Source organism: Paenalcaligenes sp. Me131, from assembly GCF_050487225.1.
Classification (GTDB): domain Bacteria; phylum Pseudomonadota; class Gammaproteobacteria; order Burkholderiales; family Burkholderiaceae_B; genus Paenalcaligenes.
In genome coordinates this window covers 1238624-1263622 of the sequence record NZ_JBKQGY010000001.1, presented here as the reverse complement: position 1 = coordinate 1263622, position 24999 = coordinate 1238624, and the positions used below count along the sequence as shown (strand labels likewise).

The following is a 24999-nucleotide window of genomic DNA, read 5'->3' as shown; positions in this document are numbered from 1 at the left end:
ATGCGACATGCAAATAATTTCCATTGAAATCGTACACTGAAAAATGATTTCAGTTCAAATTGTATGTATAGATAATAATTGAGGTTGACATAGTGTGAGTAAATGGGTCACGCGTAAGCGTGTCCGTAGAATGTGCGCGGGTGTTGCGCTTTGTTCAATTTATCGTTGTAGTGCATTTTTCTTTGTGCTAGCATGATTGAATGCTTTTACAGAAATCTTATTTTTTCGCTTACTTTTTTGCTTTTCCGAGGCCGCTGGCGCTAGGAAGGATGTCTGCTACACACGCAAACTAGTAAACGAAATCCTTAAAAAAGCCGCCAGCAAAAAAGGCGGCTTTTTTTGTGCCGCACTTATTTGCTACCGGCACAGTTCAATGGAGTGAAATCGTGTCGCACAATACAGATGATCTGCGTATTAAAGAAATTAAAGAGCTTTGCCCGCCTGCCCATGTCATGCGCGAGTTCCCTTGTTCCACCGAAGTAGCCTCTACCGTGCACCAAACACGCCGTGAGGTTCACGACATCTTGCATGACAAAGATGATCGACTCGTCGTCGTGATTGGGCCTTGCTCTATTCACGACACGGCAGCCGCCATGGATTACGCGCGTCGTTTGCAAGTGGAGCAGCAACGTTTCAAAGATGATTTGCTGATTATCATGCGTGTGTACTTTGAGAAGCCTCGTACCACGGTGGGTTGGAAAGGCTTGATCAATGACCCCAATATGGATGGCAGCTTCAACATCAATCAAGGTCTGCGTACCGCACGTGAGTTGTTGTTGGAAGTGAACTCCTTGGGCTTGCCTGCTGGTTGTGAGTTCTTGGATATGATCACACCTCAGTACATTGCTGATTTGGTATCGTGGGGCGCGATTGGTGCGCGTACGACAGAAAGTCAGGTTCACCGTGAGCTTTCTTCTGGTTTGTCTTGCCCAGTAGGTTTCAAAAACGGTACAGGCGGCAGCACACGTATTGCTGTAGATGCTATTAAAGCTGCGGCATCACCACACCATTTCTTGTCCGTGACCAAAGGCGGCCATTCTGCCATTGTGTCTACAACGGGTAACCAAGATTGCCACATCATTTTGCGTGGTGGGAAAACGGCTAACTACGATGCAGAAAGCGTAGAAAAAACTAGCCAAGAAATGGAGTCCAATGGTTTGCGTGCTCGTATTATGATTGATGCTAGCCACGCTAATAGCAACAAAGACTACCGTCGTCAGCCTGAAGTCATTAACGAGATTTGTGAGCAAATCGAAAATGGCGATGAGCGTATCTTTGGTGTGATGGTAGAAAGCCACTTGGTAGAAGGCCGTCAAGATTTGGTAGAGGGCCAAGAGTTGACCTACGGTAAAAGTATTACCGATGGTTGTATAGGTTGGGAAAGCTCCATTGCAGTGATGGAGCGTTTGGCACAAGCGCGTCGTACACGTCGTAGCGTGTTGGCTGCCAAACAAGAGGCTGGTGAAACAGCCTAAATAGGAAACGGTAAGGTGTTATGCAGCATTCATCCATGAAAAAAGGTCGTGTGGTAGTGGGGATGTCCGGAGGTGTGGACTCCTCGGTAAGTGCTTGGCTGCTGAAGCAGCAAGGCTATGAAGTGATCGGCCTCTTCATGAAAAACTGGGAAGACGATGACGATTCAGAATACTGTTCGTCTAGGCAAGATTGGCTAGATGCCGCCAGCGTAGCAGACCTGGTAGGCGTTGATATTGAGGCAGTGAACTTCGCTGCAGAATATAAAGACCGAGTATTTGCAGAGTTTCTGCGCGAGTACTCGGCTGGTCGTACGCCTAATCCCGATGTGCTGTGTAATGCGGAAATCAAGTTCAAAGCGTTTTTGGACCATGCCATGTCCCTAGGGGCAGACCTCATCGCGACGGGGCATTACGCACGTGTGCGGGCTGTTGAGGAAGCTGGCCGTACGCAGTACCAGTTGTTGAAAGGCTTAGATAGCAGCAAAGACCAAAGCTATTTCTTGCATAGGCTAAATCAGGCGCAATTGTCGCGTACCTTGTTCCCCTTAGGCGAGTTGCCTAAAACCGAGGTGCGTCGTATTGCCGAAGAACTGCAATTGCCGAATGCCAAGAAAAAAGACTCTACCGGTATTTGTTTTATTGGTGAGCGTCCTTTTAGAGAGTTTTTGAATCGCTATTTGCCTACCGCGCCAGGCCCTATCAAAACTCCAGAAGGGCAAGTTTTAGGGCAGCACGTAGGTTTGGCTTTTTATACTTTCGGGCAACGCAAGGGCTTGGGTATAGGCGGTATCAAAGGCCATCAGAATGCAGATGGTACGGCTGATGCATGGTACGCCGCACGCAAAGATTTGGAGAACAACACCCTTTACGTGGTGCAAGGACACGATCACCCGTGGTTGTTGGATCGCCAACTAAAAGCAGATCACGTGAGCTGGGTTTCCGGGGAAGCGCCTGCCAAAGGCATGTACGCCGCTAAAACACGCTACAGACAACCTGATGCCGAATGCATGTTGATGCAAGGCGATGACCAAACGTTGTCGCTGGAATTCACAGAACCACAATGGGCCGTCACTCCCGGCCAATCGGTGGTGATGTATGACGGTGATGTGTGTTTGGGCGGTGGCCTAATAGGCTAAGCGCTAGTACAGAAAAAAAGCACTGTGTAAATACAGTGCTTTTTTTTAGGCTTGTTGCGGAGGAACTGTGCTGGAGAACGATGGGCGTTCTAACAATTTCTCGTGCAGGCGATCTAGGTTTGGGAAGGACTCGCGCCAGTTAATGCTGGGCAGTCGAAGATCCAGAAAACCCAAGGCACAGCCTACGGCGATATCCGCTAAGGTGAAGCTGATACCGGTGCAAAATGGCTGCTCGCCAAGTGCAGTGTTCATGTGCTCAAGAGCAGCATGAATTTTGCCTTCTTGTCGGGTAACCCAATCTGCGTAATACAGCTCAGGGGGGCGACGATTGCGTTCTATATGAATCGCTACGGCTGCATCAAGCAAGCCATCCGCAATAGCTTCCCAGCATTTGGTAGCGGCACGTTCACGGCCTGATTGGGGAATCAGTCTACCAACCGGGGAAAGCGTATCCAGGTATTCAACGATTACGCGGGAGTCGAACAGGGAGCTATCGTCGTCAGCCAACAGGCAAGGAATTTTGCCTAGGGGGTTATAACGACTAATGTCGGAATCAGCTGACCATACGTTTTCCAGTATGAGCTCATGATCCAGTTTTTTTTCTGCCATCACTACCCGGACTTTGCGGGTATAGGGGCTTGTTAGAGAACCGAGAAGTTTCATAGGTATTACATCAATCCAATCCGAGAAAAGTATAGCAGGAAGGGACGCGAAAACATGTTAAATCACCTGTCTGGGCATACAGCATCGAGTAACTACAGAAGAGTGTGGTTTATATGTCTAGAAATACCCCCTCTATGTACTTCACCTTGTTAATGTCGATGCTTTCGGGTAGGTCGGATTGTTGCTTGTGGGATGAGTAGATAAAGGCATGCTCTGGCAATGGTAGAATAGCGTTTTGCTATTTTTCTTTGACTTCACACCATGCAAATTGCTGATCATCTTTCTGCGCTGAATGCGCTTTCTCCTTTGGATGGGCGCTACGGCTCTCGCTGTAATGCTTTACGTGGCTTGTTGTCCGAAGCGGCTTTCATGGCGCACCGTGTTGAGGTAGAGATTGCGTGGTTGATCGCGTTATCACAAGCTGGCTTTGCCGAACTGCCAGCCTTTAGTGCTGAAACACAAGAAAAACTGCTGAAGTTGGTGCGTGATTTCTCAGAGGCGGATGCCACTCGCATTAAAGAAATCGAGCGCACCACTAACCACGACGTGAAAGCGGTAGAGTACTGGCTGAAAGAGCAAGTGGCGGGTGACGCTAACTTGGAAAAAGCAGCGGAATTCATCCACTTTGCTTGCACGTCTGAAGACATTAACAACACCTCGCATGCGTTGATGCTGACACGCGCTCGTGAGCAGGTGATTGTGCCTACACTGAAGCAAGTGCACGCTTCTATTAGCGGCTATGCGCACCAGTTTGCTGACCAGCCTATGTTGTCGCGCACGCATGGTCAGCCAGCTAGCCCATCTACCATGGGTAAAGAATTTGCCAACGTCGCTTACCGTCTGCAACGTGCAATTACTGCCATAGAAGCTGTTGAGCCTTTAGCGAAAATGAACGGCGCGACTGGCAACTACAACGCTCACTTGTCTGCTTACCCCGAGACAGACTGGGCAGCGTTCAGTGCCAAGGTATTGGCATCGTTGGGCCTGACACAAAATCCACTGACCATTCAGATTGAGCCTCACGATTGGATGGCAGCGTTGTTTGATGCTATTGGCCGTGCGAACACCATCTTGCTGGATTTCAACCGCGATATTTGGGGTTATATCTCGCTGGGTTACTTCAAACAGAAACTGAAAGCGGGTGAGATTGGTTCTTCCACCATGCCGCACAAAGTTAACCCTATAGACTTTGAAAACTCCGAAGGTAACTTGGGCTTGGCAAATGCGGTGTTGCGTCACTTGTCCGAAAAGCTACCGGTCTCCCGTTGGCAGCGTGACCTGACCGACTCCACCGTATTGCGTAACTTGGGTGTAGGCTTGGGTTACAGCATCGTAGCGTACGATTCATGCTTGCGTGGTTTGGGTAAATTGGAGCTGAATGCCAAAGCCATTGATGCTGACATCGATGCATGTTGGGAAGTATTGGCTGAGCCTGTGCAAACTGTGATGCGTAGATTTGGTTTGCCACAGCCTTACGAGCGCTTGAAAGAGCTGACTCGCGGTGCTGGTATTACTGAAGCCGCATTGCGTGCTTTCATTGAAGGTCTAGAGTTGCCCGACGAGCCTAAACAGCAGTTGTTGGCACTGACTCCGCGTACCTACATCGGTATTGCCGAGAAGTTGGCAAAACTGGCTTAAGGTCGAGTATCAGCCTTGTTGCAGCATAGAATGTTGCCAAGGCCAAAAAATAAGCCCTGTCTAGTACAGGGCTTATTGCATTTAGGGCTGTATGTAATTACCGCAGCCGCGTAAGGTCATGCCCTCTGTTTTAAGAATGCTGGTGTATTCGTAGTGTTGGTCGCTCATGGTGTCAGCACATTCTTGCTTGATCACTGTCAGTGTCCAATCGCCATTAGGGCCTTGGCCAGTGTAGCGAGTTTGGGTAGAGCCAATAAGTGTTTGGGCAGCAGAGCTAGAGTAGCGTGTGTCACCGTAATTCAATGCAATATTTGCATGGCCGTTCTGCAGATCTATATGCCAACCGGGCTCGTTGCCCTGTGCCCTAAAGGTACGAGGATCGATAATATCGGGTTTAGTGGTAGAGCAGGCACTTAGCAATAATGCGGTGCCAGCCACGCATAAGGGCAGTAGTTTCATCAGAGCATGCTCCGTAAAAAGAATGGTTGAGGCGTATGATACGCAGTACGTTGCAGGCGCGCCAAGTCTATAACCGCAAAAAAGTGTGAATGCACGCTCTAAAGACGCGAAGAGGTAATCGTACAGTGCGATGATAGGGTAAGAATGGTATTCTTATAGCTTGGCATTTCTATGACGTAGGGCTGGGTAGAATAGTTCGCCTACACGTCTTTTTGCGGGTTTCCTGTTTTGTTGAACCATATTACTTCCAGTAAATTACCCATGCCGTGGGGCGTGTTTGATCTGCATGTTTTTGTTGATGATCAAACGAATAAAGAACACTTGTTGATCGCTTTTGGTGACATTAGTACACCAGAACCCGTATTGGTGCGTGTGCATTCTGAGTGTTTGACAGGCGATGCCTTGTTTAGCCAACGCTGTGATTGTGGCCCTCAGTTGCGTAAAGCGCTAGAACGCGTAGCCGAAGCCGGTCGTGGCGCGGTGCTGTATTTGCGCCAAGAGGGTAGGGGTATTGGTTTGGTGAACAAAATCCGTGCCTACCAGTTGCAAGATCAAGGGGCTGACACCGTACAAGCGAACGAGCAGTTGGGCTTTGAAGCCGACATGCGTCGCTACGATATTTGCAAACCTATGCTGGACCACTTCGGCATTAAAGATCTACGCGTGATGACCAATAACCCTCGCAAAACCAAAGCCTTGGAAGAGCTGGGTTATAACGTGGTTGAGCGCGTACCGCATCAGATCGTGAGTAACCCGTTTAATAGTGGGTACTTGCAAACTAAGGCTGAAAAATTAGGCCACTTGCTGGCGTCTGATGCGACCACAGAATAAGCAGTGCCTGCATTACTTAAAAAGCCCTCTCTATGTAGAGGGCTTTTTTATGGGTGATGCGTATTCCCAAAGCGTTGCAGTGCTATGCGGCTGAAGCTTAGCCACGCAAGTGCTCAGTAGGCAAGGCAGTGGTGTATTTCACCTGACTTAAAGCAAAGCTAGAACGGATGCTGGCGACGCTAGGTATTTGCGTCAAGCACTCTAGCAATAGCGCTTGGAAACGCTGCAAATCTTGAATGACCACACGCAGCATGAAGTCAGCATCACCACTCATTAAGTAGCACTCCATCACCTCGGGGCGTTCGCTGATCGCATCCGTAAAGACTTCCAGTGACTTTTTATCTTGGTTTTTAAGGGTGACGTGCACAAATACGTTTACTGCAAGCCCAAGCTTTAGTGGGTCTACCAACGATACAGAGCCTCTAAGCACACCCGCTTGCTTAAGGTCTGCCACACGACGCCAGCATGGCGAGGCCGATAACCCTACACGCTCGGCTAATTCAGCATTACTTAATTCGGCATTTTTTTGTAGCTCATCCAGTATGCGCAGGCTGGCTTTGTCTAGCACTATATCATTCAAGGTTAACTGTTCCTGGATTTGGTTTTAAAAAGGATAAGTATACCGATATTAAGGCTAATTACAGAAAATGAGAAGATTAATTTCGCATGCTTATGGGTAGACTATTCGCTGGTTTATCACCTTGTTAATCAACTGTTTAGTTGTAGTCATGAGCACCGTACATCCTAGTCTTTTATCTTCCAAAACTGCTACCCCATTAGCTGGGGCAGGAACCGTAGCATGGCTATTGCTAATGGTGGTTTTATGGGGGCTAAGTTGGCCAGCCACCAAGTTGGCGTTGGATGTGGTGCCGCCCTTGTGGTTGGCGGCTTTGCGTTTTGGTAGTGCGGCCGTGTGTTTGTTTGCCGTGGCTATAGTGCGAGGTGTTTTTAGGCTGCCTACTCGCGCTGATTGGCCAATAGTCGCCAGTGTGGGCTTATTGCAGATGATGACCTTCACGGGCTTAGGCATGATTGCAATGACGCATGTGGATACGAGCAGGGCAGTGCTGTTGGCCTACACCACACCCTTGTGGGGCGTATTGGCCAGTTGGTTGTTGTTCAAACACGCTCCCACACGGTTGCAATTGTTGGCATTGATCGTGGGGCTGGTAGGTATTGCCGCCATTTGTTCCCCTTGGGAAATGGATTGGCAGGCGCCAGGTGCGGTGATGGGCTCTGCATTCTTGTTGATAGGGGCGATTTGTTGGGCTGTAGTGATCTTGCATGTGAAGCAACATAGTTGGTCAGCTTCACCTCTGGCATTGGCACCTTGGCAGATGCTGTTGGCAACAGTCCCCTTAGCGGCGTTTGCCTTTGTGCTAGAAGGGGCACCTACTACCATCACATTTGATCAACGGTTAGTAGAGTTGCTGTTTTTTATAGGCCCTATCGCCACATCTGCCTGCTTTGTGATTTCTGCTGAATACGGGCGGCGCATCAGTACATTTGGGATGTCCAACTTTACGTTAGGAGTACCGATCATTGGGATTGTGGCGTCGGTGCTGCTACTGGGGAATACCTTGTCTACGCTCTTTGTCATAGGACTGAGTCTAGTGTTTACAGCGATGCTGCTGGCTGCAGTGGCCATGCGTAGAGGGCATCGTCGCTAATCTGCATAAGAAGGTTAGCACTGTGTGTGGTGTATAAAAAAGCCTTAGGTGTAAACCCAAGGCTTTTTTGATGGCAGAAGGGCAGGCGTATTATGCGGTAGCCATGCTGTCCAAGACGAACAGGCTTTGCTCTTTAGCGGCTTGCAACGCGTTAGCGGCTGCATCAGAGCCCATTGCGGTGCCTTCCGCGTGTACGAACTGCACATCGGTAATGCCTACGAAACCGAAAATAACGCGCAAGAAGCTTTCTTGGTGCTCCATTGCCATGCCTTGCTCAGAGGTGGAATACACGCCACCTCGCGAAGAGGCCACAATCACTTTCTTCCCGCCCGCCAAACCTTCGGGGCCGTTTGCTGTGTAGTGGAAGGTGCGTCTAGGCTGCAAAATTCTATCTACCCAGGCTTTGAGTTGGCTAGCGATAGTGAAGTTATAAAACGGTGCGCCTATCACAATCACATCAGCCGCTAAGAATTGGCTAACTAGCTGCTCTGACACGGCGTCTTCACGTACGGCTTCTTCTAACAGCGAGGCGGGCATATCAGGTGTACGGAAGCCTGTTGCAATTTGGCTTAAATGATTAGGAGCGGATACGGCGAGGTCTACGTAATCCACGCGAGTATCGGGGTGACGCTCTAGCCATTGTTGAACGATAAAGGCACTCAGTTGGCGTGATACAGATTTTTCGCCGTTGATGCTGGAATCGATGTGGAGCAGTGTTTGCATGATGTAGATAACCAAAAAAGGATCAATGACTTCATTATGCAATTTTTATAAGTGATGATTTATGTCTGCAATGGCAATTGGAAATTGCTTTAAATGCAACAGTAAAAGCGCTTGATAGCGGTTGGCCTTTATTGGAAATAGCTGCTATGATGACGCTCGTCATTGGGGAGTAGCCGCTCTTCTTCTAGAGGTACATGTCAACACACTTGCAAGTTCACTTGCATGGCATGTGCAGCATATAGCCTGGCAAGACCTTTGACTACATCATCCCCGGAATGGCCGGAGGGGTGGCGTAGTCAATCGTCCTAAATCCGGCCAGGAATATGTATCATGCAGGCTTTTCTTGTCTCTACCGGTATTGTGGCCTTGGCCGAAATCGGTGATAAAACCCAACTCCTGGCATTCATTCTTGCCGCACGATTCAAACGACCTCTTCCTATTATTGCCGGTGTGCTGGTAGCCACACTGCTGAACCATGGTTTAGCTGGTGCTTTGGGCGCATGGTTATCCGATGCATTGAATCCTCATGTTCTGACATGGATTTTGGCTATTTCATTCTTGCTGATGGCAGGTTGGATGCTGATACCGGACAAGCTGGATGACGACACTCGCATTACTGCCAAGCACGGCGTATTCATCACCACTGTCTGTACCTTCTTTTTGGCTGAAATGGGTGACAAAACCCAACTGGCCACCGTTGCGTTGGCGGCTCAGTACGAAGCCTTTTGGTCTGTCGTGATTGGAACGACGTTAGGCATGATGATTGCTAACGTGCCCGCTATTTTTATTGGCCAAAAATTGGCTGAGCGTTTACCCGTCAAACTGGTGCATGCCATAGCGGCCTGTGTGTTTTTGATTTTGGGTGTAATCGCCCTATACAGTGCGATACAGGGGTAAAACAACCTTAAAAAAGATGGGGGAATTGCTCCCCCTATCTTGCGATATCTGAGGCTTATTTGCGGTTATTGAATCCTATTTCCAACGGAAAAGAATGTAATTGCTGTTAAGCTGTTTTTTTTGAATAAACTTATATTTATTTCGCTATATGTTGTTGTATAGTGATGTGTTTTTCATGAGAAGCCAATGTTAGCGATCTAGCGGCTGGCTTCGGCCTTTTTTCAACCCAATCTTCGGGTTGGATTCCTTTCCCCAAGGAGCGATTGTCTTATGCAAGGCCTGCACCTTACAGCAGATTTGTACCAGTGCGCTGGTGACCGCGCATTCTTCGTAGATGAGAATGCTTTAGCCGCTTTGTGTCGTCAACTGACAGAACTTTCCACGCTCACCATTGTGGGTGAGAAATGGGTAACGTTTCCTGAGTATCAGGGCGAACCTGGTGGTGTAACCGGAACATTGCTCTTAGCAGAATCCCATCTAGCCTTACACACATGGCCTGAACGTGCCGGTGTGACATTGGATGTGTATGTCTGTAACTTTAGTGCTGATAACTCCGCTAAAGCGCAAATGTTGATTGATGGCTTAATCGAAGCCTTCAAACCTGGCCAAGTGCAACGCAATAATCTCTTGCGTGGCGACGAGCATGGCCCGGTCGGTAGTGGTGAGTTGTTGCTAGAAAACCTGAACCAACACGCGGTGTATGGTTTCCGTTTTCCAGAGCGCTTATTAGCCAAACAAACCCAATACCAATATTTAGAGCTGTTGCAGTCTCCTGAGCTGGGTACCACCCTGCGTTTGGATGGCTGTTTGATGACCTCAGAAAAAGACGAGTTCTTCTATCACGAAGCACTGGTGCACCCAGCAATGCTTAGCCACCCAGATCCACGCTCTGTACTGATTATCGGTGGTGGTGATGGCGGCGCACTAGAAGAGGTCTTAAAGCATGACACGGTGCAACAAGCAACGCTTGTGGACTTAGACAGTGATGTCATCGAGGTAGCTCGCAAACACCTACGCAACATTAACCGTGGTTCTTTAGACAGCCCACGTGCCCATATATTGGTGGGTGATGGTGCTGAGTTCGTGCGTACTACAGACCAGCGTTTTGACGTGGTGCTGTTGGATCTTACCGATCCAGAAACTCCCGCAGGCCCGCTGTATACCACAGAGTTCTTCGAGTCCTGCAAGGCGGTTCTGAAACCCGGTGGTGCAGTCGTGCTACACATCGGTGCGCCATTCTACGAACCCGAGCAAATCCGCAGCATGCTTAGCCAACTGGGTAATGTGTTCGAGCAGGTTAGCCCCTTTGGTTTGCATATCCCGCTGTACGGTTCGTACTGGGGGTTAGTCGTTGTGTCAGACAGTTTGGCACCTAAAGCGGTAGCAGCAGAGGTGATTGAGCAACGTTTGGTCGATCGTGATATCACTGATCTGCAGTACTACAACAGCGAGATTCATGGTGCGTTGTTTGCTTTGCCTAACTACTACAAAAATCTGCTTCCAGAATTGGTGGTAAGCGAGTAGTAAGCAGTAGGTTGAGTGACTATCTTGTGATAGGCAGTCATATCTAAAAAATACAGTAGTTAAGAAACGCCTGAAGACGGTAATGCCGTTTCAGGCGTTTTTTTGTGCGCATTTTTTACGAGTGTTGTGCTGTTTTGTTTTGCGGAAGTTTCTTATTTATCAATGCTGTATAGGCGATAAGGGTTTTCCTGATCCGTTTTGTTTTCCTGTCCAAATTTTTTTGGTGTAATCTTGGTATACCAAGAAAATACATAAAGGTGCGATGGGGAGTAAGGATGGAAAGAGACAAAAAAGCACGCCGTTTGAGGGTATTGCTAAAGCACGAAACCATAGCGTTGGTACCCAATGGGTTTAACTCAGACTCAAGTAGTTCTACGGCTATTTTGCGCCTCACCTGCCAAGGTTTATTGAAGCAGGATTTTGATGGCAAGTTGGTGCCCGACCTCGCGCAAAGCTGGAGCGTGTCGGATGACTTGCGTCGCTATACATTTCAGTTGCGCAAAGGGCTGACATTTCACAATGGCAATGCGTGCAATGCACATAAGGTGGCGTGGAATTTCACGCGTTTGTTTAACGGTGGCACGGATAGTTTGCTCACTCGTGATTATCAAGACATTGAGGCCGTCAATGTACTGAGCGAGCATGAGCTGGAGTTTGTGCTTAAACGACCCAATGCGGCGTTTTTGCCCAATCTGGCATGGCGAACCTACATCGTGGACGACACCTATGATCAGCCCTGTGGCACAGGACCTTTGCGTCTACAAACATGGCAACGTGGTAGTCATGTGCTACTTAGCCGCTTTGAAGGCTATCAAGGTGTGCACGCTGCTCCTGACGTGGATGAGGTGCGCTTAGAGTTTGCACCCGGTATAGAACAGCGTGTAGCCAGAATCCGTCAGGGTGATATTGATATTGTAGAAAGCGTTCCATCGTCGGCTGCCGAAGCGTTAGCAGCCGAGGGCTTACTGCATTCCGCTTTGACAGCTTCCAAGCATCGCAGTGTGATGTATTTCAACTGCAAAAAGGGTGCGCTGACTACTCCTAAAGTACGTCTGGCATTAGCACACGCCATTAACCGTGAAGCGCTGATGCACGCGGTGACAGGCGGTACAGGCGAAGTAGTGGATGGCATGTTGGCAGCTTCCGATCCTGCTTTTGTCACTACACCAACGATTGCTTATGACCCAGACCGAGCTCGTCAGTTGTTGCAAGAAGCAGGTGTCAGTAGCAAACACGTATTTCGTATGGTGACCACCAATACTGCACCGTTTTCACAGGTAGCGGAGCAGGTAGGCAAGGACCTGCGTGCGATAGGTCTGACGGTGCAATTTACCGGTTATGACGACCCGCCATGGTGGCCGTATATGTACTTGCGTGGTGGTTGGGATATCTGCCTGCAAGGCACACCAGCCAGACCGCATCTGGATACGTTGTTGGTGCGCGAACTGCACAGCCAAGGTGGCTTTAATGCGGGTGGCTATGCCTGTTCAGAAATGGATAGTTTGATTGATGGTGCACGAGGCGAGCTGGATGTGCAGAAACGGCAGCAAGCCTATGCCCGTATTCAACATAAAGTGCAGGCCGAGCTACCGTTTTTCTCATTGTTTGCCATGGACAACATGGTGGGCTGGTCGCCTCGTGTGACCGGGTTCACACCCCATCCTAGCGGTGGCATAGATCTAAGCGGTGTACAGATACGCGATGCGAATGTGTCACCTTCAAGCTTCACGACAGAAGGGGAGCGACAATGATTAAGTTGATTCTGGTTCGTCTGTTTCAGGCGTTCATGACGGTATTGATGACCAGCCTCATTATTTTTGTGTTGGCGAGATCATCAGGTAGCCCCGCTGACTTGGTGCTGCCGGCGGATTCTACGCCAGCCGAGCGTACAGAGTACATAGAGCGCATGGGGTTGGATAAACCGCTAGCGCAGCAGTATCTCATCTTTTTGGGAGATGCCTTACAAGGGGACTTTGGTCGCTCCATCCGTACCGGTGCTCCTGCTACTGAGCTGGTGTTTGAACGTATAGGACGCACGCTTATTCTAGCAACAGCAGGGTTGGTGGTAGCCATTGTTATCAGTATCCCGTTAGGGGTGTTAGCAGCGACGAATAGAGGCAAAGGGTGGGATAAGTTCAGCATGAGTTTTGCCTTGTTAGGGCAATCCACACCGGCATTCTGGCTCAGTGTGATGTTGATCCTGATTTTTGCCGTGCACTTGAGGTGGTTACCCAGTTCGGGGGCTGGGTCGTGGAAACACTTTGTGCTGCCTAGCTTAGTTTTGGGGTGGAGTATCAGTGCGGGGATTGTGCGCTTGTTACGTTCCTCCATGCTGGAAGTATTGGGTGCTGAGTTTGTGAAGTTGGCGCGAGCCAAAGGCTTGAAAGAAAACAAAGTGGTGTGGAAGCACGCCTTACGTAATGCGTTGATTCCTGTGGTGACGTTTATTGGCTTTATGTACGGCGTCATCATTGCATCAGGCGTGGTAATTGAGGTGGTGTTTGGGTGGCCTGGGCTGGGGTATTTGGCCTATGAGTCTACGTTGTGGCGCGATTTCCCTGTGTTGCAGCTTTCCGTTCTGGTCTACACCGTTTTAATTGTGGGTATCAACTTTCTGGTGGATATGGCTTATGGCCTGATTGATCCCCGCGTAAGGAGCTGATTGTGCAAGCCTCTATGACTCAAAAAACTGCATCTGTGGGCCGTCTGCGCAAGATGGTAATGCAGGTACGACAAAGCAAAGCGCCGTGGATAGGGTTGCTGATGGTGTTGATCACCATGCTGGTGGCTATTTTTGCAGACCATTTGGTGTTGCATGATCCATTGGCTATTAATCCCGCTGCTGCATTACGTGCACCGGTGTTTTTGGAAGGGGGCGATTGGACCTACCCCTTGGGTACTGATCGCTTAGGGCGTGACGTATTGAGCCGCATCATTTTAGGTACGCAGGTCTCTCTTAGTATTGCCATCGTCACCATTATTTTGGGTGGTGCATTGGGAACTGGCTTGGGGTTATTAGCGGGTTATCGCGGTGGTTGGATAGATGCCTTGATTATGCGTACTGCCGATGGTTTCTTGGCTTTTCCTAGCATTTTGTTGGCGCTGGTGTTGGCCGTTACCGTAGGCCCTAGCTTCTGGGTGGTGGTGATTGTATTGGCCTTGGTGTTGTGGGCACGTTTTGCACGATTGGTACGTGGCGATGTGCTAGCACTGAAAGACAGAGACTTTGTGCTCTTGGCCAGAGTAGCGGGTGCGGGTGGTTTCCGTATTGTGTTCAAACATATCTTGCCTAACGTGGCAAACACCTTACTGGTGTTGGCGACGCTGCAGGTGGGTTGGGCCATTATCGTGGAAGCATCGCTGACCTTCTTGGGCGCTGGTGTGCCACCCCCTACACCTACATGGGGTGGGATGGTTGCTGAAGGTTTGGATTACGTAGAGTCAGCATGGTGGATTTCCACAATGCCTGGGTTAGCCATTTTGTTTGTGGTGTTCTCCTACAACATCGTAGGCGATTGGGTGCGTGACGTGCTTGATCCTCAATTGCGGAATATCTGACATGACTACACAACATAAATCAGCGCCAGTATTGGCGGTAGAAAACTTGCAGACCAGACTCTATAGCAAACGTGGTGTGGGCTATGCGGTAAACGACGTGAGTTTTGAGCTGTACGCCGGCCAGACCTTAGGGCTGGTGGGGGAGTCTGGCTCAGGTAAAAGTTTGACCTGTTTGTCGGTGCTGCGTTTGAACCCGCAGCCTGCATCTAAAGTCACGGGCGGTAAGGCACTGTTCAATGGCAATGACTTGCTGAAAATGAGCGATGACGAACTGCGTTCCTATCGTGGCAAACATATAGCCATGATTTTGCAGGACCCTATGCGTGCCTTAAATCCGGTGCTCACTATTGGTGAGCAAATGAATGAGGCACTGATTCTGCACCGACAATTGCAAGGAGAGGCACTACATACAGCGGCGTGTGAGCTACTAGAAAAAGTGCGCATTCCTAACCCTGCGCAAGGGCTAAGAGCTTATCCGCACCATTTTAGTGGCGGGATGCGACAGCGTGTGGTGGGGGCGATGGCGATGGCCGGTAATCCGCAAGTCATCATTGCGGATGAACCTACCACAGCGCTGGATGTGACCGTTCAAGAAGAGTTTTTGGCCTTATTAAAGCAACTACAGAATGAGGCCGGATTGGGTGTGCTGCTGGTCACGCACGACTTTGGGGTGGTGACCCGCATGTGCGACAAAGTGGCCGTGATGTATGCCGGGCGCATTGTTGAGCTGGCGGAAACCGGCGAGTTGTTTGATAAGCCTTTGCATCCCTATACCCAAGCCTTGTTGAAATCGGTGCCGGATGTCTCTAGCCGTGAAGAGCGCTTGTTCTCTATTGAAGGGCAGCCGCCATCGGTGTTTGCTCCATTACCAGGGTGTGCCTTTGCACCACGCTGTCCGCAGGCGACAGATCGTTGTCGTAAAGAACGGCCAGAGCAGGTGCAAATTGGGAATAGAAAAGTAAGTTGCTGGTTGTACGAGGAGGCGCTATGACTCAAGTCGCGTTGCTAGAAGGTAGAAAACTACAAAAAACCTACCGTCGAAAAGGGGTGTTTACGAAGGGGGCAGAAATCCGTGCGGTAGAAGAGATGTCGCTTTCGGTGGCCAGTAAAGAAACCGTGGCAGTAGTAGGTGAGTCGGGTTGCGGTAAAAGTACGACGGCCAAAATGCTATTGGGGTTGGAGGACCTCAGTGCTGGAGACGTGTATTTCGAAGGTGAAAACCTAGCCGGTGCTAATGCCGAGTTACGTCGACGTTATCGCTCTGGAGTGCAAGCTGTTTTTCAAGACCCATGGAGTTCGTTGAACCCTCGTATGCGGGTGTACGACATCATCGCTGAGCCTATGCGTATCAATGGTTTTGATAAGGAGCACATTGATAAAGCGATATTTCAGAGCTTGGATGAAGTAGGGCTAGAAAAAGCGGCAGCTAACAACTTTCCGCATGAGTTCAGTGGTGGTCAGCGTCAGCGTATTGCCATTGCTCGTGCCGTGGCGCTGCGGCCGCGTGCCATTGTTCTGGATGAGCCAGTGTCTGCGCTGGATGTATCCGTACGAGCCCAGATCATGAATTTGCTTAAAGACCTGCAACAGTCATTAGGCATGGGGTATGTGCTGATCTCGCACGATTTAGCGACAGTGCGTTTTCTGGCGACACGTGTGGTGGTGATGTACAAGGGGCGGATCGTAGAACAGGGGGAGTCCGAAGCCATCTTTAAGGCGCCGCAACACCCCTATACCGCACGATTGATTGAAGCGGCTCGTATACGTAAACCGGGGGATATCACCTCGGCAGCACCCCTACACAACACCCCACCCCCAGGTGTGGCTAAAGCAGGATGCATGTTTGCAGAGCGATGTTCAGTAGTAATGCCAAAGTGCTGGGAAGAGCGCCCAGAACTGTTGCCTCTTGCTACAGGTTACGAGGTGGCTTGCCACCGTTGTGGTGCGCAGGACAAGGCATTGTCCTAATCAGTATGGTGTAGGAGACAACATGACAATGAAACTTAAAAAACTATCTACAGCGCTGTTCTTTGCGGGCCTTTCGTTGAGTGCAGCAGCAGGTGTGCAGGCTGCACCCGAAGGTACCTTGACGGTTGTGGTGCCCAACTTTGGCCGTGAAGTGCTAGACCTGGGTAAAACCTCTACCCAAGATTTGCAATATACCGGCCATATACATGAGCCGTTGATTGGGGCTGATGTAGAAGGGAAGTTATCGGCAGAACGTGGCTTGGCAAAAAGCTGGTCCATGAGTGAAGACGCTCGCACCTACACGTTGAATTTACGTGAAGGGGTGACATGGCATGATGGCAAACTTTTTACGGCTGATGACGTAGTGTTTAGCTTGGGCGAGCGTTTTGTCGCCAACGATGCGGTGTGCACGTTTTGCAAACAGCTAGAGCAAATCGAGACCGTAGAAGCCGTAGATGACCACACGGTAAAAATCACACTTAAAGAGTCAGACCCGGCTTTTCTGGCGGTGTTAACGGCGCGTGATGGTGACATACGTATGCTGCCGCGTCATGGCTATCAGAAAGTAGAGGGTGGCTACGAGATGGTAGGCCAACCTATAGGCACGGGGCCGTGGAAGTTCAAGTCTTTTGAGCGCGGTATGGAAATGCAACTGACAGCCAATACCGACTATTGGGACGCAGAGCGTGTGCCTGATTTTGAAACCTTGCTGCTGGTGCCTCGTAGTCAGCCTAGCACCCGTTTAGCCATGGTGCGAGCAGGTGAGGCCGATATGGCCTTTGTGGATCCGCGTCAGGTGATAGAGGCTAAAAATGCAGGGCTTAATGTGCTTGTTGCCAAAGGCTCGGCATTGGGGACCTTATCTTTCTACGGCTGTTGGCAAGAACAAATGCTGTGCCACCAACAAGCCTTTAGGGAGGCCATGGTGAAGGCCATTGATATGGATGCCATCATCAAGAGCATTTACCCCGAAGGCACCGGAGAAAGGTTAACGACGGTGTATTGGACTGAAGGCTCGTTGGGCGAGGACCCTGATCTTAAACCCTATGCCTATGACCCAGCACGCGCGGCCGAACTACTCAAAGAAATTGGTTATACCGGTACGCCCGTAAAGTTGTGGTCAGTGCGTACCAATGCCATGCCTGAAGCACCAGAGATCATCGAGTTGGTGGATGGTTATCTACGTGCAGCAGGGTTCAAAACCGAAGTCACACCGATGGAGTTTGGTGCATTTAGACCGCGTTATGCGTCTAGCCCACAACGTTGGGAAACCAACTATGCGGCTCACCTGTATTTGAACGGTGCAGGCCCGCGCCCCACCATTATGCCTAACCTGAAAGTGGGCATGATTAGCCATGAAAAAGGAGGGTTAATCCAAAGCTACTGGAATATGCCGTGGATGGATCAGCAATGGGATCACTTAACCACGTTGACCTCATTGGAAGAACTAGACACAGCCTTACGCGATCTGAATCGTCAGGTGTACAGTGAATACAGCTTCCATCCTGTTGTGATGCGTAACCAAGTAGCCGTAGCCGGACCGCGAGTACAGAGCTGGGCGCCTACGCCTTATGGATTTGCTTGGCACCTTGAAACCGTACGTCGCAATGATGCGAAATAAATCAAAATCAACGATACGGAAGAGACAAATGAATACACATCTAACTATGTTGAGCAAGCTCTTAGGGGCGACGGTCTTAACGCTAGGTGCCTTGATGCAAGCCTCGCCAGTCGTGGCTGCTCCAGAAGGTACGCTGACGGTAGTGGTCCCCAACTTTGGTAGAGAAATGCTGGATATGGGCAAAACCTCTACCCAGGATTTGCAATATACCGGCCATACCAATGAGCCACTAATTGGTACTGCTCCAAATGGGCAGTTGGCTGCCGAGCGCGGTTTGGCTGAGTCGTGGGAAATGGAAGACGGTGCCAAAGTGTTCACCATTCACTTGCGCCCTAATGTGCAGTGGCATGATGGCAAACCTTTTACGGCAGACGACGTGGTCTTTAGTTTGGGCGAACGTTATGTGGCCAAAGATGCCATTTGTACGTTCTGCCGTTTGCTGCAAGTCATAGACAGTGTGACGGCGGTAGATGATCACACCGTCAAGATTGTTTTAAAAGAGCCAGACCCGTCGTTTATGGCTGTGCTCAGCGCGCGTGATGGCGACATCCGCATACTACCTCGCCACAACTATAAGCCCACCGCAGAGGGGTTTGAGATGATAGAGGGGCCTATAGGTACTGGGCCATGGAAGTTCGCCGAGTTCAATCGCGGCGTGGATATGCTGTTGACCGCTAATGAGTCGTACTGGGACCCAGAGCGCATTCCTGAGTTTGCCGAATTGCGCTTGATTCCTCGTAGTCAGGCCAGCACACGTTTGTCTATGGTGCGTGCCGGTGAAGCAGATATGGCGTTTATCGACCCTCGTCAGGTGATTGATGCCAAAGCAGCCAAGCTGGATATTCTGACCAATCGTGGTTCATCCAAAGGAGGGTTGTCGTTCTATGGATGCTGGCAAGAAGAAATGCTGTGCCATCAGCAAGACTTCCGCGAGGCGTTGGTACGAGCCATCGACATGGATGCCATCATGAAAAGCATCTATCCAGAAGGCACGGCAGAGCGCTTGGCTACAGCGTACTGGACAGAAGGCTCACTAGGCTATGACCCTGCGCTTGAACCTTACAAATACGATCCGCAACGTGCTGCCGAGCTACTCAAGAAAATCGGCTACGACGGTACGCCTGTGAAGTTGTGGTCGGTACGTACCAATGCGATGCCAGAAGCACCGGAAATCATGGATTTAGTGGATGGTTACTTGCGTGCGGCGGGTTTCAAAACAGAAGTCACCCCCATGGAGTTTGGTGCGTTTAGACCGCGTTATGCCTCTAGTCCGCAGCAGTGGGAAACCAATTACGGTGCGCACTTGTACTTAGATGCAGGCGCGCCACGTCCTTCAGTGATTCCAGCACTACGTGTGGGGATTATTAGCCAAGAAAAGGGTGGTTTGATTCAGGGGTACTGGAACTTACCGAAGATAGATGCGGAATGGGACAAGCTCATCTCATTGACCACGTTAGAAGAACTGGATGCCGAGCTTAAGCAGTTGAACCATCAGCTATATGGTGAATTCAATAGTTATCCCGTGGCACTGCGTTACGAAGTGACCGCAGTGGGGCCGAGAGTGAAAAGCTGGACTCCTTCCTCTTTCGGGTTGGCATGGCATTTGGAAACGGTTAAGAAAAAATGACGACTGCACAGACTTTTTCATCAGCCTCATTGGTGCGCGGACGTTACATTATTTGTAAGGTAACGGGTCGCAATCAGGTGGAGCTACTGGAAAATGCTGCGCTGTATCAAGAGTCAGGGCGCATTGTCGCCCTGGGCTCTTGGGAGCAATTACGCGCACGTTATCCAGAGGTTCCAGTGGTGGGCGATGGTAGCTATGTGGTGATTCCTGGGCTTGTGAATGGGCATCATCATGTGGGTATGACGCCTTTTCAGCTAGGGTCGCCTGATCTGCCGCTAGAGTTATGGCTGGCGCATCGTATACGGGCTCGTACCGTAGATATTGAACTGGATACCTTGTATTCCGCCTTTGAGTTGGTGGCATCTGGCGTGACGACTGTGCAGCACTTGCATGGTCGGGTGTTGCCGCCCATTAGCCAGATAGGAGAGTATGCCGACAAAGTGATAGGGGCGTATGCCAAGCTGGGTATGCGAGTGTCATACTCCTATGGCATACGGGATCAAAACCGTTTGGTGTATGAGGCTGACGAGCAATTTGCACAACGGCTACCAGCAGGGTTGGCGGATTCATTCCGACAGTGGTCGCACGCGCAGCAAATGCCATTGGAAGACAACTTCAGGCTTTTTGAAACCCTGCTTCAGCGTTATAAACAACATCCTTTGGCACGTATACAGCTAGCGCCAGTAAACTTGCATTGGTGTTCAGATCAGGCGTTGGAACGTGTTGCTGCCTGCTCGGAAACACACCAGGCAGGTATGCATATGCACTTGTTGGAAACCCGCTATCAGTGGGAGTATGCTCGACGCCGCACCGGAGGCTCAGCCGTCAAGTATCTGGATAAGTTCGGTTTGCTGAATCCACGGATGACGTTGGGTCATGGCGTATGGCTAGAGGAAGACGAGCTAGACTTACTCGCTGAGCGTGGTGTGGGCATCTGCACCAATGCTAGTTCTAACTTGCGTTTGCGCAGTGGCATTGCCCCTTGGAGACAATTCCACAAACGGGGTATTTCGGTTGCCTTGGGTATAGACGAAGCGGGCATCAACGAAGACCGTGACATGCTGCAAGAAATGCGGTTGGTGAAGCATTTGCACCGAGTGGCTGGCATGGATAACAACGATGTACCTAGCGCGGAAGATGTCTTGCAGATGGCAACGCAAGGGGGTGCAAACAGCACACCGTTTGCATCAGAAATCGGTGTGTTGGCAGTAGGGATGGCGGCTGATGTGGTGCTTATTAACGATGCGATGTTGCGCTATCCGTATTTGGACCCGGTAACGAGTGTGGTGGATGCTGTTATTCATCGAGCACAGCGTGAAGCGGTGGACACTGTGGTGGTGAATGGTCAGGTGATTTACGCGGGTAAGCGTTTCGTGAATGTGGATCAGCAAGCCGTGTTGCAGACCTTGGCTGAGCAACTCAAGCAACCGCTCACGCAGGCAGAACAAGAGCGTCATGCGTTGTCCGAGGCGTTGTTGCCGCATGTGCAGACGTTTTATGCGCACTACTGTGCGGATTGTGGAAAAAAACACTGGCCTTATCGAGCCATTGATTGAGTAGGAGAATCAAGGCACGTGGGGCTGACAGAGACAGATCAGAATAATTTCCCAGTGTAGATGGGACCTCAAGAAAAAGAGAGAAAGTAGTGAGTGAAAAAACCAAAATTGTGCCGACGGCAACCGTAAGCGCTACGGAACGTACTTATCGCGATGTGTTGAACTGGATTGAAAATCGCGAACTCGTTCCGGGTGATGTGTTGGATGAGCGCCGGTTGTCTGAGGCATTGAGTGTGTCACGCACTCCACTACGCAGCGCATTGAGTCGACTGTTAGGGGAGGGCTATCTGGTGCGTTTGGCCAATGGTGCAATGGTGGTGCGGGAAATTGGTGTGGGCGAAGTTCTAGAGCTGCTGTATATCAGACGTTTACTAGAGCCCGAAGCCGCCATGCTGGCCGTAGAGCGTATTCCGCAACAACGCTTACATAACTTGAAGGAAGAGCTAAGCAACCCACATGTGATGGATCAAGGTGGTCCAGAAAGTTGGCGCAAGGGGGATGACGTGCATGATCTGATCACCGAGTTTTGCAGTAATCGTTCATTGGCTGATGTGCTGGAGCAGGCCAGAAAACGTATACGCGTGTCCAACATTGAACGTGTGCCTGGGCGTGGTGATCATGCCGATGATGAGCACTTGAGCATCGTACAGGCCATGATTGATCGCAATCGCGAAGCCGTACATACCAGTGTGCTGAAGCACTTGGACAATATACGGGATGGGTTTTTAGCTGCTTTTGGAGTGGGCGTACAACATGACAGATAAATTGCGAGCAGTACAAGTAGAGCCCTTATCCGCAGAGCTGTTTCGCCCTTATGGTCGGGTGATTGAATACGGCGGCGTACCGGGCAGGCATTATGTGCCAGAGGCATTTGACCGAGCCTGCGATTTAACCTCGCCTAGCTTATGGTTGCGTCGAGTGAAAGGGCGTAGAGATTTACCGATGTTGGTGCGTCACTTAGAGCGCCATCCGTATTCTGCGCAAACCTTTTTGCCTACACGAGAATTTCGCCATTTGGTGGTGGTGTGTGCGGCACAAGGGGATGGCAGCCCAGATTTATCTACCTTGAAAGTATTTGCGGCAGGCCCCGGCCAGGGGGTGTGTTATGCCCGCAATGTGTGGCATCACGGCCTGACTATTTTGGATGATGAAGCTGACTTTATCGTGGTGATGAGCCTGACCGGCAAAGGTGAGGACGATGTGTTTATGGACTTGGCGCAGCCTATAGAAATCCATGACCAGTCAGGTTTGTTGCGGGAGGCAAAGGTACATGAACGAGCATGAGGCAGTTCGGGACTTTATAGGCTATGGCGCGCAGCCACCGCAAGCACAGTGGCCAGGCGGCGCACGGTTAGCGATTAATTTTTGTTTGAACTTCGAAGAAGGGGCGGAGCTTTCCGTTCTGGATGGCGACAACATTACGGAGTCTGCATTAACGGAAGGTGGTGCAGGTGTGGCAGGTCAGCGTGATTTAGCCGCTGAATCCATGTTTGAGTATGGCAGCCGTGTAGGGTTTTGGCGTTTGGATAGGATACTGGCAGATCGCGGCATGACAGCTACGGTAATGGCCTGTGCACAAGCGTTGGCCAGGCATCCTCAAGCGTGTGAGCGTATCAATGAACGTGGCTACGACGTATGTGCGCATGGCTTGCGCTGGGAACATCATCAAGGCTTATCGGCGGAAGATGAGCGTGCTCGTATTCAGCAGGCCTTGGTGTTAATACAGCAAAGTTTGGGTAGGGATGCCGAGGGGTGGTATTGCCGTTATGGTCCCAGTCCAAATACCAGACGCCTTGTTGTAGAACAGGGTGGGTTGATATATGACTCCGATGCCTATAACGATGATTTGCCCTATTGGGTAACGGTGCAGCAACAACCGCATCTGGTGGTGCCGTATAGCTTGGTGAATAACGATACCAAGTTCATGCGCGGGGCCTTAGCATCGGGGTCGGATTTTTATACAGCGTTACGTGATGCGTTTGATTTTCTGTATGAAGAATCTGCACACACGCCACGCATGATGTCGGTAGGGCTGCACTTGCGTGTGGCCGGACATGCAGGTCGTGCAGCGGGTTTGGCGCGCTTTCTGGATTACATCGCCACTAAACCTGATGTGTGGGTATGTAGGCGTGCAGACATTGCACGACATTGGATGGCGGTACATCCCCCTTCCTAATCTTTCCTAGCGGTACTGATTTTTTTGAAGCATAGATATCCCAAAAAAGGCGGGAGGGCGTTTTGCGCCCTAAAAAAAGGAGACAGACATGGCATACGTAATTCATGGGGCAACCTTAGTCCAGTGTGATCAGCAGGGCAGCATTATCAATGACGGCGCGGTAGCCGTGGTAGATGGCAAGATCGCTGCAGTAGGGACGTCTGACGATATTTTGGCGCGCTATCCCAACCTAGAACGTGTGGACGCCACAGGTAAAGCCCTGTTGCCAGGGTTTATTAACTCGCACACACACTTGGTGTTGACGGTGATGCGCGGCACGATCGAGGACTACATGGGGGAGGTGATTTATGGCTATATGGGGCCTATTACCTTCATCATGACCCCCGAGGAACGTGCCGCTATGGCGAAGTTAGGGGCATTGGAAGCTTTGCGCTCTGGCACCACAACGGTGAGCGATTCCAGCCGATTTGTAGGCAGTTATGCGGATGAGGTTGTGAATACTGGATTGCGTGTGGTGTTTAGTGAGCTGGGAGCCGATGCACATAATCTCAAAATGGCGACAGGCGAGTATCACTACGATCGAGATTGGGGACAGCAATATTTAGACAGAACCGAAGCACTGATTGAGCGTTATCACGGTGCAGAGGGTGGGCGCATTCATTGTCAGGTGGCGTCGCATGCGCCCGATAATTGTTCGCCATGGATGCTGAAAGAGTTGTTGGCCATTGCACATAAGCATGACGTAAAACGCAATGTGCATTTGGCTCAATCACGTGCCGAGCTTAAACAAATACATCAACTGACTGGAAAAACGTCGGTGGGGTATTTGTTGGATAACGGATGGCTGGACACCGATCTAACAGCAGCGCACTGGTCACATTGCACAGAAGAAGACATCGATGTTTTGGCTCGCCAAGGCGTGCACATGGCGCATTGCCCTGCTAACTCATCCCGACGTGGTCCACACCAAGTGAAGGTGGGGTATGCCATGAAACAGGGGGTGAATATCGCCTTTGGTACTGACAACATGACCGAAGACATGTTCAAAGCGATGCAGTTCGGCATTGTGGTGCATAGGGGTAGTGCAGGCGGTGGCGTGACACCTCAACCACAAGAAATCCTCGATTGCGCCACGCGTAATGGGGCAAAGGCTTTAGGTCGTTTGAACGAGCTAGGTTCTATAGAGGAAGGCAAGTTGGCAGACCTGACCTTTATTAGTTTGGAACATGCACGTATGCGACCAGTGAATCAAATCGTCTCCAACATCGTGCACTATGCCGACCCCGGTGTGGTGGATTCGGTCATGGTGGGTGGGAAGTTCCTGATGCGTGACGGAAAGGTCTTGAGCATGAATGAGTCAGACGTATTAGAACAGGCTGAACAAGCGACTGCACAAGCATGGGAGCGCTTGCTCGCCAGCAATGCTGCTTTGCCTTCATTACGCGCACCACGCTAAGCCAAACACACTAATCAGGAG

General features: G+C 50.4%; 23 protein-coding genes and 1 riboswitch. Of the genes, 19 read left to right on the top strand and 4 right to left on the bottom strand.

The window, feature by feature from the left end; genetic code table 11:
- The first annotated feature begins 383 nt into the window (after positions 1–383).
- Complete coding sequence (gene aroG, locus ACLPHM_RS06220; RefSeq protein WP_430220756.1) at positions 384–1475, top strand: 3-deoxy-7-phosphoheptulonate synthase AroG; 1092 nt, start codon at positions 384–386, stop codon at positions 1473–1475.
- A gap of 20 nt (positions 1476–1495) precedes the next feature.
- Positions 1496–2611 carry a tRNA 2-thiouridine(34) synthase MnmA gene (mnmA, locus tag ACLPHM_RS06215; protein ID WP_430220381.1) on the top strand — a complete coding sequence of 372 codons (1116 nt, stop codon included), beginning with the start codon at positions 1496–1498 and terminating at the stop codon, positions 2609–2611.
- Between the two features lie 45 nt (positions 2612–2656).
- On the opposite strand, the gene ACLPHM_RS06210 is transcribed toward mnmA, so the two are convergent.
- Positions 2657–3274, bottom strand: a complete 618-nt coding sequence (locus ACLPHM_RS06210; RefSeq protein WP_135865665.1) for a glutathione S-transferase C-terminal domain-containing protein — start codon at positions 3272–3274, stop codon at positions 2657–2659.
- A gap of 261 nt (positions 3275–3535) precedes the next feature.
- Here ACLPHM_RS06210 and purB point away from each other — a divergent pair, with 261 nt between their 5' ends.
- Positions 3536–4912, top strand: coding sequence for an adenylosuccinate lyase (gene purB, locus ACLPHM_RS06205; RefSeq protein ID WP_430220380.1), 1377 nt, complete (start codon positions 3536–3538; stop codon positions 4910–4912).
- 81 nt (positions 4913–4993) lie between these two features.
- Here purB and ACLPHM_RS06200 read toward each other — a convergent pair whose 3' ends face one another.
- Complete coding sequence (locus ACLPHM_RS06200; protein WP_430220379.1) at positions 4994–5371, bottom strand: hypothetical protein; 378 nt, start codon at positions 5369–5371, stop codon at positions 4994–4996.
- A 231-nt stretch (positions 5372–5602) separates the two neighbouring features.
- Between ACLPHM_RS06200 and ribA the strand changes: the two genes are divergently transcribed.
- Positions 5603–6202 (top strand): GTP cyclohydrolase II, encoded by a 600-nt coding sequence (gene ribA / locus ACLPHM_RS06195; protein ID WP_430220378.1) that lies wholly within the window; start codon positions 5603–5605, stop codon positions 6200–6202.
- Between the two features lie 97 nt (positions 6203–6299).
- Here the strand turns inward: ribA and ACLPHM_RS06190 are convergent, their stop codons facing one another.
- Positions 6300–6782, bottom strand: a complete 483-nt coding sequence (locus tag ACLPHM_RS06190; protein WP_430220377.1) for an Lrp/AsnC family transcriptional regulator — start codon at positions 6780–6782, stop codon at positions 6300–6302.
- Positions 6783–6930: 148 nt separating this feature from the next.
- Between ACLPHM_RS06190 and ACLPHM_RS06185 the strand changes: the two genes are divergently transcribed.
- Positions 6931–7872 (top strand): DMT family transporter, encoded by a 942-nt coding sequence (locus tag ACLPHM_RS06185; protein ID WP_430220376.1) that lies wholly within the window; start codon positions 6931–6933, stop codon positions 7870–7872.
- Positions 7873–7962: 90 nt separating this feature from the next.
- Here the strand turns inward: ACLPHM_RS06185 and ACLPHM_RS06180 are convergent, their stop codons facing one another.
- Positions 7963–8595 carry an FMN-dependent NADH-azoreductase gene (locus ACLPHM_RS06180; protein WP_430220375.1) on the bottom strand — a complete coding sequence of 211 codons (633 nt, stop codon included), beginning with the start codon at positions 8593–8595 and terminating at the stop codon, positions 7963–7965.
- A 152-nt stretch (positions 8596–8747) separates the two neighbouring features.
- Positions 8748–8918: riboswitch (yybP-ykoY riboswitch) on the top strand.
- 7 nt (positions 8919–8925) lie between these two features.
- Between ACLPHM_RS06180 and ACLPHM_RS06175 the strand changes: the two genes are divergently transcribed.
- From ACLPHM_RS06175 to ACLPHM_RS06110, 14 genes are all read left to right on the top strand, one after another.
- The gene (locus ACLPHM_RS06175) at positions 8926–9492 is read left to right on the top strand and encodes a TMEM165/GDT1 family protein (protein WP_430220374.1); all 567 of its coding nucleotides are present in this window, start codon (positions 8926–8928) and stop codon (positions 9490–9492) included.
- A 270-nt stretch (positions 9493–9762) separates the two neighbouring features.
- Positions 9763–11016: a polyamine aminopropyltransferase gene (speE, locus tag ACLPHM_RS06170; protein WP_430220373.1), complete on the top strand. Its 1254-nt coding sequence runs from the start codon at positions 9763–9765 to the stop codon at positions 11014–11016.
- 275 nt (positions 11017–11291) lie between these two features.
- Entirely contained in the window at positions 11292–12767 is a 1476-nt protein-coding gene (locus ACLPHM_RS06165) for an ABC transporter substrate-binding protein (protein WP_430220372.1), read from the top strand.
- Positions 12764–13678 (top strand): ABC transporter permease, encoded by a 915-nt coding sequence (locus ACLPHM_RS06160; protein WP_430220371.1) that lies wholly within the window; start codon positions 12764–12766, stop codon positions 13676–13678. Before ACLPHM_RS06165 ends, ACLPHM_RS06160 begins: the two co-directional genes overlap by 4 nt.
- A gap of 14 nt (positions 13679–13692) precedes the next feature.
- Positions 13693–14574 (top strand): ABC transporter permease, encoded by an 882-nt coding sequence (locus ACLPHM_RS06155; RefSeq protein ID WP_430220370.1) that lies wholly within the window; start codon positions 13693–13695, stop codon positions 14572–14574.
- 1 nt (position 14575) lies between these two features.
- A complete protein-coding gene (locus ACLPHM_RS06150; RefSeq protein WP_430220369.1) occupies positions 14576–15565 on the top strand; it encodes an ABC transporter ATP-binding protein in 990 nt (329 codons plus the stop codon).
- On the top strand, positions 15562–16542 hold the full coding sequence (locus tag ACLPHM_RS06145; protein ID WP_430220368.1) for an oligopeptide/dipeptide ABC transporter ATP-binding protein: 981 nt from the start codon (positions 15562–15564) through the stop codon (positions 16540–16542). Before ACLPHM_RS06150 ends, ACLPHM_RS06145 begins: the two co-directional genes overlap by 4 nt.
- Positions 16543–16564: 22 nt before the next feature.
- Positions 16565–18163 (top strand): ABC transporter substrate-binding protein, encoded by a 1599-nt coding sequence (locus ACLPHM_RS06140; protein WP_430220367.1) that lies wholly within the window; start codon positions 16565–16567, stop codon positions 18161–18163.
- A gap of 28 nt (positions 18164–18191) precedes the next feature.
- Positions 18192–19790, top strand: a complete 1599-nt coding sequence (locus tag ACLPHM_RS06135; RefSeq protein WP_430220366.1) for an ABC transporter substrate-binding protein — start codon at positions 18192–18194, stop codon at positions 19788–19790.
- The gene (locus tag ACLPHM_RS06130) at positions 19787–21346 is read left to right on the top strand and encodes an amidohydrolase family protein (RefSeq protein ID WP_430220365.1); all 1560 of its coding nucleotides are present in this window, start codon (positions 19787–19789) and stop codon (positions 21344–21346) included. The genes ACLPHM_RS06135 and ACLPHM_RS06130 overlap by 4 nt, the downstream gene beginning before the upstream one ends.
- 89 nt (positions 21347–21435) lie before the next feature.
- Positions 21436–22110 (top strand): GntR family transcriptional regulator, encoded by a 675-nt coding sequence (locus ACLPHM_RS06125; protein ID WP_430220364.1) that lies wholly within the window; start codon positions 21436–21438, stop codon positions 22108–22110.
- On the top strand, positions 22100–22630 hold the full coding sequence (locus ACLPHM_RS06120; protein WP_430220363.1) for an ureidoglycolate lyase: 531 nt from the start codon (positions 22100–22102) through the stop codon (positions 22628–22630). Before ACLPHM_RS06125 ends, ACLPHM_RS06120 begins: the two co-directional genes overlap by 11 nt.
- Positions 22617–23522, top strand: coding sequence for a polysaccharide deacetylase family protein (locus tag ACLPHM_RS06115; RefSeq protein ID WP_430220362.1), 906 nt, complete (start codon positions 22617–22619; stop codon positions 23520–23522). Before ACLPHM_RS06120 ends, ACLPHM_RS06115 begins: the two co-directional genes overlap by 14 nt.
- Before the next feature lie 88 nt (positions 23523–23610).
- Positions 23611–24978 carry an amidohydrolase family protein gene (locus ACLPHM_RS06110; RefSeq protein ID WP_430220361.1) on the top strand — a complete coding sequence of 456 codons (1368 nt, stop codon included), beginning with the start codon at positions 23611–23613 and terminating at the stop codon, positions 24976–24978.
- Positions 24979–24999: the final 21 nt, after the last annotated feature.

Excerpts from the sequence above, each read along its gene's own strand:
- mnmA (WP_430220381.1), top strand. The coding sequence starts at position 1,496 with ATGCAGCATTCATCCATGAAAAAAGGTCGTGTGGTAGTGGGGATGTCC.
- ACLPHM_RS06210 (WP_135865665.1), bottom strand. The coding sequence starts at position 3,274 with ATGAAACTTCTCGGTTCTCTAACAAGCCCCTATACCCGCAAAGTCCGG.
- purB (WP_430220380.1), top strand. The coding sequence starts at position 3,536 with ATGCAAATTGCTGATCATCTTTCTGCGCTGAATGCGCTTTCTCCTTTG.
- ACLPHM_RS06200 (WP_430220379.1), bottom strand. The coding sequence starts at position 5,371 with ATGAAACTACTGCCCTTATGCGTGGCTGGCACCGCATTATTGCTAAGT.
- ACLPHM_RS06185 (WP_430220376.1), top strand. The coding sequence starts at position 6,931 with ATGAGCACCGTACATCCTAGTCTTTTATCTTCCAAAACTGCTACCCCA.
- ACLPHM_RS06180 (WP_430220375.1), bottom strand. The coding sequence starts at position 8,595 with ATGCAAACACTGCTCCACATCGATTCCAGCATCAACGGCGAAAAATCT.
- ACLPHM_RS06175 (WP_430220374.1), top strand. The coding sequence starts at position 8,926 with ATGCAGGCTTTTCTTGTCTCTACCGGTATTGTGGCCTTGGCCGAAATC.
- speE (WP_430220373.1), top strand. The coding sequence starts at position 9,763 with ATGCAAGGCCTGCACCTTACAGCAGATTTGTACCAGTGCGCTGGTGAC.
- ACLPHM_RS06165 (WP_430220372.1), top strand. The coding sequence starts at position 11,292 with ATGGAAAGAGACAAAAAAGCACGCCGTTTGAGGGTATTGCTAAAGCAC.
- ACLPHM_RS06160 (WP_430220371.1), top strand. The coding sequence starts at position 12,764 with ATGATTAAGTTGATTCTGGTTCGTCTGTTTCAGGCGTTCATGACGGTA.
- ACLPHM_RS06155 (WP_430220370.1), top strand. The coding sequence starts at position 13,693 with ATGACTCAAAAAACTGCATCTGTGGGCCGTCTGCGCAAGATGGTAATG.
- ACLPHM_RS06150 (WP_430220369.1), top strand. The coding sequence starts at position 14,576 with ATGACTACACAACATAAATCAGCGCCAGTATTGGCGGTAGAAAACTTG.
- ACLPHM_RS06145 (WP_430220368.1), top strand. The coding sequence starts at position 15,562 with ATGACTCAAGTCGCGTTGCTAGAAGGTAGAAAACTACAAAAAACCTAC.
- ACLPHM_RS06140 (WP_430220367.1), top strand. The coding sequence starts at position 16,565 with ATGACAATGAAACTTAAAAAACTATCTACAGCGCTGTTCTTTGCGGGC.
- ACLPHM_RS06135 (WP_430220366.1), top strand. The coding sequence starts at position 18,192 with ATGAATACACATCTAACTATGTTGAGCAAGCTCTTAGGGGCGACGGTC.
- ACLPHM_RS06130 (WP_430220365.1), top strand. The coding sequence starts at position 19,787 with ATGACGACTGCACAGACTTTTTCATCAGCCTCATTGGTGCGCGGACGT.
- ACLPHM_RS06120 (WP_430220363.1), top strand. The coding sequence starts at position 22,100 with ATGACAGATAAATTGCGAGCAGTACAAGTAGAGCCCTTATCCGCAGAG.
- ACLPHM_RS06115 (WP_430220362.1), top strand. The coding sequence starts at position 22,617 with ATGAACGAGCATGAGGCAGTTCGGGACTTTATAGGCTATGGCGCGCAG.
- ACLPHM_RS06110 (WP_430220361.1), top strand. The coding sequence starts at position 23,611 with ATGGCATACGTAATTCATGGGGCAACCTTAGTCCAGTGTGATCAGCAG.